The organism is Bradyrhizobium cajani, assembly GCF_009759665.1.
GTDB classification, from domain to species: domain Bacteria; phylum Pseudomonadota; class Alphaproteobacteria; order Rhizobiales; family Xanthobacteraceae; genus Bradyrhizobium; species Bradyrhizobium cajani.
In genome coordinates this window covers 1-9,871 of record NZ_WQNE01000073.1, presented here as the reverse complement: position 1 = coordinate 9,871, position 9,871 = coordinate 1, and the positions used below count along the sequence as shown (strand labels likewise).

Genomic DNA, 9,871 nt, shown 5'->3' with positions numbered 1-9,871 from the left:
GGCCCAGGCATGACGAGTTTGTGGTGCCTCCGCGAGTCCAACCACCCTCTCCCCGCAAGCGGGGAGAGGGGAAGAGGCACGGAGCCTCTACTCCGACATCGGCTTGTCGGAGATGTCCCAGTCCTTGCCGGTGAAGGTGGAGATGAACAGCGTCTTCATCGGCGTGTAGTTCTCGGGGGTGTAGCTGTAGTTGACGCCGTCGAGGAAATAGGGCGAGTGGAAGCCGGCGAGGGTCGAAGCCTGCTTCAGCACGTTGGCGCGGGTGAGTTCGTCGCCGCAGCGGCGCAGGATCTCGCCCATGGTCACCGCCTGACCGTAACCCGCGAAGGCGATGGTGTTGTCGGGGTCGATGGCCGGCGTGTACTTCTTGCGCAGCTCCTCGAACGCCATCACGTCCGGGTCCTTCTCCCATTTGGGCAGGCCGACCTCCTTGTTGTAGCGAATGGCGACGATGCCAGTGGCGTTCTCGAGGCCCGCGGCGTTGAGGATCGAACGGCCGGTCGAGCCCGCCGACAAGAGTTGCAACGGCTTCCAGCCCAGCTCGGCCACTTTGCGGATCGACTGCGACGACGCCTTGCCGGTGGAGATGTTGTAGAAGACGTCCGCGCCCGACTTCGAAAGATTGATGAGCTGGGAATCGACGGTCGGCTCGGTGAGATCGTAGGTCTGTTCCATGATCACCTGAGCGGTACCGCCGGCATCGGCCAGCACCTTCTTGAAGGGCCCCAGGAAGTCGCGGCCGAAATCGTCGTTCTGGTAGAGGATGCCGATCTTGGCGTTCGGCTTCACAGCGATGACATGCCGCGCCAGGATGCGCGCCTCGGTCGGATAGAGCGGCAGGCCCGCCATCGTCCATTTGAACTCCTTTGGATTATTCCACTTCGACGCGCCGGTGTTGAGCAGGAGCTGTGGCACGCCCTTGGAGTTCAGGTATTTGTGCACGGCGGTCTGCGGCGCGGTACCGAGCGAGCCGTAGAGCGCCAGCACCTCCTCCTGCTCGACCAGGCGCCGCGTCGCCTCGACGCATTTCGGCGCGCTGTAGGCGTCGTCCATGGTGAGGAACTTGATCTTGCGTCCGTTGATGCCGCCCTTCTCGTTCTGCATCTGGAAATAGGCTTCGCCGACGCGGCCGAGCACGCCATAGAGCGAGCCGGGGCCGGAATGCGGCACCGTCTGCCCGATCTTGATCTCGGTGTCGCTGGCGCCGGCATCGTATTTCTTCTCCGCGGCCCAGACATACGGCGCAGGCAAGGTGGATGCAGCGATGGTGGCGAGCGCGGCGGCGCTGAAATCGCGCCGCGATGGATTCTTGGTCATTGTTGTTTTCTCCCTAATGCGCGCATTGTGCTGACATCGCAGCTCAGCTCGCAAGTAGGAAGTCGTCGCTTTGCGACGCAATGACGCTTAAATTACAGAGCTTTAGCGCCTAGACTCAAGTTTTCTCGGCGACCACGACGAGGCCGCGCACCGGCTCATTGTTCTCGTTGCGCGGAGAGGCCGGCTCCAATGTCAGCAGCTTGAGGCCGGCCTTTGCGAGGGCGCTGCGCACATATTCCGTGGAATGGGCATAGCGCAGGCCTTCGCCGAGCACGATGCCGCTGCCGTCATGCGTCTCCAGCGTGAAGGCGAGCACGCCACCGGGCACGAGAACGCGCCTGGCCTCGGCGAGCACCGGCGCGAGATCGGAGAGATAGACGAACGCATCCGCGGCGACGACGAGGTTCGCGCTGGCATCCGCCTTGGTGCGCAGGCCCTCGATCATGTCGGCGACTTCGAGCTCGGCATAGAGGTCGGTGGCGCGCGCCTCCTTGATCATGCCCGCCGACAGGTCGATACCGATGAAGTGATCGACCTGCTTGGCAAAGGCGGCGGCCGCGAGCCCGGTGCCGCAGCCGAGATCGATGGTGCGCTTGAAGAAGGCCGGCTTTTTTGCGGCCACGCGCGCGGCCAGCACCGCCTTGAAGATCAGTGCGGGCGCGCGATAGCCGAGATCGTTGATCAGCGCATGCTCGAAGCGCGGTGCGTATTGGTCGAACAGGGCCTGCACATAGGCCTTTGGCATCTCCGCCATCTCTGCATCGCCAAGCCGCATCAGATGCAGGCCGGCGCCGTGCTGATCGCCGGGGTCGGAGGCCCGCGCTTTGCGGAACGCCGCGATCGCCTTGTCGCGCTCGCCGAGTTGCTGACGGATTTCGCCGAGCGTAAACCAGGCCGAGGTGAAGTTCGGCGCAAGCTCGATCGCCTGCTCCAGCAAATCCGCGGCAGCCGGCAGATCGCCCTTGAGCTGGAGGTCGCGTGCGAACTCGAAGCGGCGGTCGGCCATGAGATCGCCGGAGGTCAGGAACAGGCGCAGGGGCATTGGGAACTTGGCTCGTCAGTACCGGGCATCCGGCAACCCATCAAAAATGGCACTGTTTAGGGAGATGGATGCGCGGGTCAAGCCCGCGCATGACCGGTGAATATCGGGGCCCGGTGACTATATGACCACCATGCGCCCCCAGGACATCCTGCTGCCAGTTGCTGCCGGCCTGTGCTGCAAGCCCGGCGGCTTCCATATCGACCCTGTGCGCCCGGTCGAGCGGGCCGTGATCACGCACGGCCATTCCGACCATGCCCGCGCCGGCCATGGCGCGGTGCTGGCGACGCAGGAAACGCTGGACATGATGCGGCTGCGCTATGGCGAGAATTTTGCCGGATCGACGCAAGTTATCCGTTACGGCGAGGAGATCCGGCTCGGCGACGTCACCGTCAAATTTCACCCGGCCGGTCACGTGCTGGGCTCGGCGCAGATCGCGGTGACCTGCAAGGACACCTGCATCGTCGCCTCCGGCGACTACAAGGACGCGCCGGACCCGACCTGCACGCCATTCGAGCTGGTGCCGTGCGACGTCTTCATCACCGAGGCGACGTTCGGCCTGCCGGTGTTCCGGCATGGCGATGCGAGCGACGAGGTGAAGAAGCTGCTGGCCTCCGTTGCACTGTTTCCGGAACGCGCCCATCTCGTCGGCGCCTATTCGCTCGGCAAGGCGCAGCGCGTGATCGCGCTGCTGCGCCAGGCCGGCTACGACGCACCGATCTATCTGCACGGTGCGATGGAGGCGATCACGCATTACTATCAGAGCCGCGGCATCGAACTCGGCGAGCTCAGGCCGGCGAAGGGCGTGAAGAAGGCGGCGCTCGCCGGCACCATCACGCTGGCGCCGCCGTCCGCGACATCCGATCTCTGGACGCGGCGTTTTCCCGATCCCGTCACCGCATTTGCGTCGGGGTGGATGCGCGTGCGCGCCCGGGCGCGGCAGCGCGGCATCGAACTGCCGCTGGTGATCTCCGATCACGCCGACTGGGACGGCCTCACCGCGACGATCGCGGCGACCGGCGCCGGCGAGATCTGGGTCACCCACGGCCAGGAAGACGCGCTGGTGCATTGGTGCCGGAGCAAGGGCCTGAAGGCGCAGCCGCTCGATCTCGTCGGCTATGGCGACGAGGAGGAGAGCGAGACGCCAATTCAAGACGAGGCCGAGGCATGAACCGCTTCGCCGAGCTGCTGGACCGCCTCGCCTACGAGCCCGGCCGCAACAACAAGCTGCGGCTGATCACCGGCTATTTCCGCGAGGTCGGCGATCCCGACCGCGGCTACGCGCTGGCCGCGCTGACCGGAGCGCTGAGCTTCAAGCATGCCAAGCCGGCGCTGATCCGCGACCTCATCGCGGCGCGCACGGATGAGGTGCTGTTTGGATTGAGTTACGATTACGTCGGCGATCTCTCGGAGACAGTGGCGCTGATGTGGCCGCGGCGGGTGCTTGGCCATGACGAATCTTTTCCGAGCCACCCCTCTCCCCCGCCCTCCCCCGCAAGGGGGGAGGGAGCGCACCGGCGTCGCGGCGTGCACCCAGACCCAAGTCGGCAACGCCTCAACCGCGCGAAAACACCAGCGTCAGATTGTTCGCGGGCATCTCGATGGTATCGACGAGAGCGAGCCCCGCGCCCTGCGCCAGCGTCGCGACGTCACCGATGTCGCGCACGCCCCAGTCGGGATTGCCTTCGCGCAAGGAGGTGTCGAACACGGCATTGCTGAGCGCGGTGTGCTTGCCGTCGCGCTTGAAGGGACCATAGAGGAACAGCTTGCCGCCGGCGCGCAAGTAACGGCCGGCGCCGGTGAACAGGCCTTCGGCCACGGTCCACGGCGCGATGTGGATGACATTGGCGCAGAACACGGCGGCAAGGCTGGTCGGCCCCTGCCCGCTTCGCATCTCGGGACACCAGTCGGGATCGGTGAGATCGATCCGCAGGGGTGCGCGGACATTTTGCAGGCCCGAATGAACGCGCCAGGCCTCGATGCTTCTGAGATGGCGCTGGTTGAGATCGCTCGGCCACCAGATCAGGCCGGGCGTGAGGCGGGCGAAGTGGACCACGTGCTGGCCGGTTCCGCTGCCGAGCTCGACCACATCGCCGGCCGCGCCGGCGAGATGCTTTTCCAGCGCCGCCCAGATCGGCTCGTGGTTGCGATGGAACGCCGGCGCATCGAGCCGCCCATCGGACTCGACCCGGCCGCCGTCCCTGCCGAATTCGGAGATATGTTCAGCCAAGTGAGTCCCCTTGAAAAACCGAGACCGAGATCAAAAACAGGACGGGCGTCCGAATGCCTCAAATCAGCCGGCCGCGCCCCGGGCCAAATCCGCCGAACAAATAATCTCTTCAGTTGCAATGCGGAAGATATTAACTCCATTTCGTTGCATGCATAGTCTTGATTGTCAGGCGATGGCCTTTGTGCTTTGGAACGCTTCTATTTCCGCGATCGAGACCATCGACACAACGCCTCGGAATGACGCCTTGACCGCCCTTTTCCGGACGCCCGTCCTGTTCCTCCTGCTGGCCATCGCCGCCGGCCTCGCCAGCCCGGTGCGGGCGCAAACCGCCGCGACCGAGGGGCGAAAACTCGCCTTCGACCGCGGCAAGGGCAATTGCCTGACCTGCCACGTGATCAAGGGCGGCGACCTGCCGGGAACGATCGGCCCGGAGCTGAAGGACATCAAGGCGAAATACCCCGATCGCAACGAGCTTGCCGCGATCATCTTCGACGAGACCAAGCGCAATCCGCAGACCATGATGCCGCCGTTCGGCCGGAACCGGATTTTGACCGAACAGGAGATCAGCGCGATCGTTGATTTCCTGCAAACCCTGTAGCGGCCGACCGCCAGGAGACTTGAGATGACCACGACCACCGGCCCTCATCCGACGCGGCGCCTGATCCTTCAGGGCGCGGCCTCTGTTGCGCTGATCGGCCTTGGCAACCTGCCGTTCGCGGCCGGCCCGGCGCGCGCGGCGGCGAACGACAAATATCCGGAAGAGGCGTTCAAGCAGAAGAGCGAGGCCGACGCGATCAAGGCGCTCTACGGCAAGACCGCCGAGCCCTCCGACAAGGTCAAGCTGGATGCGCCGGAGATCGCCGAGAACGGCGGCGTGGTGCCGGTCTCGGTGACGACGACGCTCGACAAGGTGACCTCGATCTCGTTCTTCGTGGCCGAGAATCCATTCGCGCTGGCGGCCTCCTACAAGATCCCCGACGGCACGATCCCGGGCGTCGCCAACCGGTTGAAGATGGCGAAGACCACCAACGTGGTCGCGATCGTCGAGGCCGACGGCAAGCTCTTTAGTGCGACCAAGGAAGTGAAGGTCACCGTCGGCGGCTGCGGCGGCTAAACTACTTTATTGTTCGAGCATGATCTTTTCGGAAAACCGCTGCGCACCTTTCGCTAACGCGGTCCTTCGGATCCGGATCGGGCTCTGAGGAGAAACAGATGGCATCCAGCATTCGCGTCCGCGCCAACGCCAACGGCGACATCACCGAGGTGCAGGCGCTGATCCAGCATCCCATGGATACCGGCCTGGTCAAGGATGCCAAGGGCGAGCTGATCCCGGCGCATTTCATCCAGGAGCTGAAGTTCGAGTGTAACGGCAAGGACGTCTTCGTTGCCAATTGGGGCACCGCCGTCTCCAAGGACCCCTACGTGAAGTTCAGCTTCAAGGGCGCCAAGAAGGGCGACGATCTCAAGATCTCCTGGACCGACAATAAGGGTGGATCGGATACGACCACCGCGAAGATTTCGTGATGAAGGCCCGCCTCTCCCTCCTGCTTGGCTCGCTCGGCGCCGCGCTTGTCGCGTTCGCCCTCGCCGCTCCGCGCGTGGTCGCGGCCGACAAGGTCGACCCCGCGGCTGACGCCAAGGCGTTCCAGAACTTCTTCTTCCAGAAATTTCCGAACGTGAAGCACGAGGATTTCGTCAACGGTCCTTATTCCATGAACGAGGACATGAAACGGCAATGGCAGGAGAAGGAAGAATTCCCGCCCTACGAGTTCGCGCTCGATGCCGGCAAGGAAATGTTCGCGACGCCGTTCAAGAACGGCAAGACCTATGCCGACTGCTTCCCGAACGGCGGCATCGGCATCCGCCAGAACTATCCTTACTTCGACACGAAGGAAGGCAAGGTCGTCACACTGGAGCTTGCGCTCAACCGCTGCCGCGAAGCCAATGGCGAGGCGCCCTACTCCTACGTCAAGGACGAGATGGCCTCGCTCACCGCCTACATGGCCTTCACCTCGCGCGGCAAGCCGATGGACATCAAGATTCCTGACGATCCCCGCGCGCTCGCGGCATTCGAGAACGGCAAGCGCTATTTCTACACGCGGCGCGGCCAGATGAATTTCTCCTGCGCGAGCTGCCATGTGCAGAGCCCGGGCGAGCGCATCCGCGCCGAGATCCTGGCGCCGGCGCTCGGCATCCTCAACGCGATGCCGATCTACCGCTCCGAATGGAGCGGCATGGGCACGACCAGCCGCCGCTTCGTCACCTGCAACAGCCAGACCCGCGCGGTTCCGCTGGAGCCGCAGTCGGACGAATATCGCGACGTCGAATATTTCCTCTCCTACGTCGCCAACGGCCTGCCGATCTCCGGGCCGGGAGCACGGCCATGAAGCGGTCATGTCTCCTCGCCATACTGTTTGCGTCGACCGTCGCGCTGCCGTCGGCACACGCGGCAACGGAAGCGGACTACAAGGCGGCCTATGCCGCCGCGGAAGCCGCCTCGAAGGAAGCAGCCGGCATGCGCAACCAGTGGACCGTGACCGTCTCGGCGCTGGCGGCAGCCAGGAAGGCGGCCGATGGCGGCGATTTCGACCGCGCAATTGCCGCAGCGAAAGAGGCCGAGGCACTGGCGAAGGCGTCGATCTTCCAGGCCACGACCGAAAAAGAAGCCTGGAAGGCGATGGAAATCCGCTAGACTGGGCTGGCGCGCGAGAACATCGCGCTCCACATCATCCTTTGAGCATGATCTTGCCGGAAAACCGCTACACATTTTGCGCTACCGCGGCCTTTCGGGTCCGGATCATGCTAGGAACGGTCGACATCGTTGAGGGCGCGGAGAATCTGAGATGGCCATCCGCCGCCGCGATTTCCTGAAGAGCGCAGGCCTTGCCGCCGCATCTGTTGCACTGCCGCGGCTCGCGCGCGGTGCCGACACCGCGAGCATCTATGACATCGAGCGCTTCGGCAATGCGCGCATCCTGCACATCACCGACACGCATGCGCAACTCAACCCGGTCTATTTCCGCGAGCCCAGCGTCAATATCGGCATCGGCGAGATGGCGGGGCGGCCGCCGCACCTGGTCGGACGCGCCTTCCTGGACCGGTTCGGCATCCGGCCCGACAGCGCGGATGCCTATGCCTTCACCTGCTTCGAGTTCGAGAAATCCGCGGGCCGCTTTGGCAAGCTCGGCGGCTTTGCCCATCTGAAGACGCTGATCGATCGCTTGCGCGGCGATGCCGGCGAAAAGCATTCGCTGCTCGTCGACGGCGGCGACCTCTGGCAGGGCACCGGACTCGCCAACGTCATGCAGGGCCGCGACATGGTCGAGGTCGCCAATCTGCTCGGCATCGAGGCGATGACCGGGCATTGGGAATTCACCTATGGCGAGCAGGCGCTGCGCGACAATCTCGAGCGCTTCAAGGGCGAGTTTCTGGCGCAGAACGTCTTCCTCACCGAGGAGGCCGCGTTCAACGACGCCCTCGCCTTCGACAAGGCCACGGGGCGCGTGTTCAAGCCGTCGACGATCAGGGAGCTTGGCGGCCGTCGGGTCGCGATCATCGGCCAGGCCTTCCCCTATGTGCCGATCGCGCATCCCAAGCGGTTCACGCCGGACTGGACCTTTGGCATCCGCGAGGAGGAGTTGCAGAAGCATGTCGATGCCCTGCGAGGCACCGACAAGGTCGACGCCGTCATCCTGCTCTCGCACAACGGCATGGATGTTGACCTCAAGCTCGCAAGCCGCGTCACCGGCATCGATGTCATCCTCGGCGGCCACACCCATGACGCCGTGCCGCAGCCGATCCCCGTGAAGAACCCGAGCGGTACCACGCTCGTCACCAATGCCGGCTCCAACGGAAAATTCCTTGCTGTGCTCGATCTCGCGCTCGACAAGGGCAAGGTCAGCGACATTCACTATCATCTGCTGCCGGTCTATTCCGAGCTGCTGAAGCCCGATCCGGCGATGGCCGAGCTGATCGGCCGGCTGCGCGCGCCCCGTGTGACCGACTGGTCGGAGAAGATCGCAACGCCGGACCGCCTGCTCTACCGCCGCGGCAATTTCACAGGGCCAATCGACGAGCTGATCTGCGCGGCCTTGCGCACCGAGCTTGACGCCGAGATCGCGCTGTCGCCGGGCTTCCGCTGGGGCGTCACCGCGCTGTCCGGCCAGGCACTGACCATGGAGGATGTGCTCGCGGAGACCGCGATCACCTATCCCGAGACCTATGTGCAGGAGATGACCGGCGCAGAGATCAAGGACGTGCTGGAGGACATCTGCGACAACCTCTTCAACGCGGATCCCTATTACCAGCAGGGTGGCGACATGGTGCGCGCCGGCGGGCTCAGCTACACCTGCGCGCCGGAGGCCGTGATCGGCAGCCGGATCTCCGAGCTGAAGCTCAACGACGGCAAGGCGCTCAGCGCCAGCCACCGCTACAAGGTCGCGGGCTGGGCCTCGGTCAACGGCCAGCAGGGCGCACCCGTGTGGGATGTGGTCGCCAAATATCTGCGCTCGGGCCGGATGATGCCGGAGCGGCTCGGCTCCGGCGTCACGCTGAAAGGCGTCGAAGGCAATCCAGGCATTGCAGGACAGGGATGACGCGCTCGCATACATTTTTCGCGATCGTTCTGGCGTTCTTTGCCTGGTCGATGATTGCTCCGGCCGCAGCGCAACAGGTGCCGCTCCAGGACAAGCCATTCGCGGAGCACAAGGTCGTGCTCCAGCTCTCCGATGGTGATGCGAAGAAACAGGCGCTGGTCCTGAGCGTCGCCAACAACCTCTTGAAGGCTTACGACCCGGACAAGATCGCAATCGAGGTGGTGGCGTTCGGTCCCGGCATCGATCTGCTGCTGTCAGGCAGCGAGCGGCGCAAGCAGGTCGAGAGCCTGATCGCACAGGGCGTGCGCTTCGACGTCTGCCTCAACACCGTCGACACGATCGAGCGGGAGACCGGCAAGCGGCCGGAGTTCATCCAAGCCGCCACGCCGGTGCAGGTCGGGGTCGGGCAGATCCTGTACCTGGCGGAGCATGGGTACACGGTGGTGCGGCCGTAAGGGGCGCCGGCGCATACTCGGTGTCATTCCCCGCGAAAGCGGGGAATCCAGTACGCCGCAGCACCTCCGTACCCCTCGCTGTCTCGGAATACTGGATCGCCCGCCTTCTGTTTAGCCCGGACAGATCACTGACGGGTGTTCGGAGACATAGCTGACACATCAACATGGCTGGATTGGTCGATTCGGGAGGCCGTCCATGCCTTGGAGTGAGGTGTCGGTAATGGATCAGCGTCAT

11 protein-coding genes and 1 pseudogene are annotated in these 9,871 nt (G+C 64.3%); 9 read left to right on the top strand and 3 right to left on the bottom strand.

Features of this window, described 5'->3' with window-relative positions; all coding sequences use genetic code 11:
- Positions 1-87: 87 nt before the first annotated feature.
- Both GPL20_RS38265 and GPL20_RS38260 read right to left on the bottom strand, forming a co-directional pair.
- Complete coding sequence (locus GPL20_RS38265) at positions 88-1,317, bottom strand: ABC transporter substrate-binding protein (protein ID WP_157337873.1); 1,230 nt, start codon at positions 1,315-1,317, stop codon at positions 88-90.
- A gap of 115 nt (positions 1,318-1,432) precedes the next feature.
- A complete protein-coding gene (locus tag GPL20_RS38260; RefSeq protein ID WP_157337872.1) occupies positions 1,433-2,359 on the bottom strand; it encodes a class I SAM-dependent DNA methyltransferase in 927 nt (308 codons plus the stop codon).
- A 130-nt stretch (positions 2,360-2,489) separates the two neighbouring features.
- Here GPL20_RS38260 and GPL20_RS38255 point away from each other — a divergent pair, with 130 nt between their 5' ends.
- A complete protein-coding gene (locus GPL20_RS38255) occupies positions 2,490-3,527 on the top strand; it encodes a ligase-associated DNA damage response exonuclease (RefSeq protein ID WP_157337877.1) in 1,038 nt (345 codons plus the stop codon).
- Positions 3,524-3,877, top strand: a pseudogene (locus tag GPL20_RS39865) (ATP-dependent DNA ligase); the annotation flags it as partial. The gene GPL20_RS38255 and the pseudogene GPL20_RS39865, both read left to right, overlap by 4 nt.
- A gap of 34 nt (positions 3,878-3,911) precedes the next feature.
- Here the strand turns inward: GPL20_RS39865 and GPL20_RS38245 are convergent.
- On the bottom strand, positions 3,912-4,586 hold the full coding sequence (locus GPL20_RS38245) for a DUF938 domain-containing protein (RefSeq protein WP_157337870.1): 675 nt from the start codon (positions 4,584-4,586) through the stop codon (positions 3,912-3,914).
- 244 nt (positions 4,587-4,830) lie between these two features.
- Here GPL20_RS38245 and soxX point away from each other — a divergent pair, with 244 nt between their 5' ends.
- From soxX to GPL20_RS38210, 7 genes are all read left to right on the top strand, one after another.
- The gene (gene soxX / locus GPL20_RS38240; protein ID WP_157337875.1) at positions 4,831-5,184 is read left to right on the top strand and encodes a sulfur oxidation c-type cytochrome SoxX; all 354 of its coding nucleotides are present in this window, start codon (positions 4,831-4,833) and stop codon (positions 5,182-5,184) included.
- Positions 5,185-5,208: 24 nt separating this feature from the next.
- Positions 5,209-5,700 (top strand): thiosulfate oxidation carrier protein SoxY, encoded by a 492-nt coding sequence (gene soxY / locus GPL20_RS38235; protein ID WP_157337868.1) that lies wholly within the window; start codon positions 5,209-5,211, stop codon positions 5,698-5,700.
- Between the two features lie 98 nt (positions 5,701-5,798).
- The gene (gene soxZ, locus GPL20_RS38230; RefSeq protein WP_157337866.1) at positions 5,799-6,110 is read left to right on the top strand and encodes a thiosulfate oxidation carrier complex protein SoxZ; all 312 of its coding nucleotides are present in this window, start codon (positions 5,799-5,801) and stop codon (positions 6,108-6,110) included.
- Positions 6,110-6,973, top strand: coding sequence for a sulfur oxidation c-type cytochrome SoxA (gene soxA, locus GPL20_RS38225; RefSeq protein WP_157337863.1), 864 nt, complete (start codon positions 6,110-6,112; stop codon positions 6,971-6,973). The genes soxZ and soxA overlap by 1 nt, the downstream gene beginning before the upstream one ends.
- Positions 6,970-7,278 carry a hypothetical protein gene (locus GPL20_RS38220; RefSeq protein ID WP_157337861.1) on the top strand — a complete coding sequence of 103 codons (309 nt, stop codon included), beginning with the start codon at positions 6,970-6,972 and terminating at the stop codon, positions 7,276-7,278. The genes soxA and GPL20_RS38220 overlap by 4 nt, the downstream gene beginning before the upstream one ends.
- A gap of 151 nt (positions 7,279-7,429) precedes the next feature.
- A complete protein-coding gene (gene soxB / locus GPL20_RS38215) occupies positions 7,430-9,181 on the top strand; it encodes a thiosulfohydrolase SoxB (protein ID WP_157337860.1) in 1,752 nt (583 codons plus the stop codon).
- Positions 9,178-9,636, top strand: coding sequence for a DsrE family protein (locus GPL20_RS38210; RefSeq protein ID WP_157337858.1), 459 nt, complete (start codon positions 9,178-9,180; stop codon positions 9,634-9,636). The genes soxB and GPL20_RS38210 overlap by 4 nt, the downstream gene beginning before the upstream one ends.
- The last annotated feature ends 235 nt before the right edge of the window (positions 9,637-9,871 follow it).